Below are 397 nucleotides of genomic sequence, written 5' to 3' on the forward strand. Positions count from 1 at the left end.
GTAATTTATAATGCAGTTGTCTATACCTTATTACTGGAAAGTGATTCTAGCTATATAATGATCACCCTATACTCATGATATCTTAGTGAATGATTATCATTGGAATTTTTGCAATCGTATCCTTGATAAAGCTATCTCTATCATGCTTTAGATTGAAGTGAACAAAAGTTGTTTCGAACTTATCATCGTAAGTCAGCCTCTTAGCTAAACCTACAGCACCATAGGTGTTAAAGACAACCCAATACTCAAGGCGCCCATCAAGATCGTTATTGAATGCAGTCTTATACTTAATAGTTTTACTTCCAAGTGGCATATTACATTCAACAAAGCCTAAATTTTCATAAATCTCGGGCAAGTCTTGCTCGATGAAGTAAGCGATGAATGCCTTGGCCTCACC

At 36.0% G+C, this 397-nt stretch carries 1 protein-coding gene; it reads right to left on the reverse strand.

The window, feature by feature from the left end; genetic code table 11:
- Nucleotides 1-82 precede the first annotated feature (82 nt).
- A partial coding sequence (locus tag ASV53_RS25755; RefSeq protein WP_189337975.1) for a hypothetical protein occupies nucleotides 83-397 on the reverse strand: 315 nt, incomplete at its 5' end.

Source organism: Photobacterium sanguinicancri, assembly GCF_002265265.1.
Classification (GTDB): Bacteria; Pseudomonadota; Gammaproteobacteria; order Enterobacterales; family Vibrionaceae; genus Photobacterium; species Photobacterium sanguinicancri.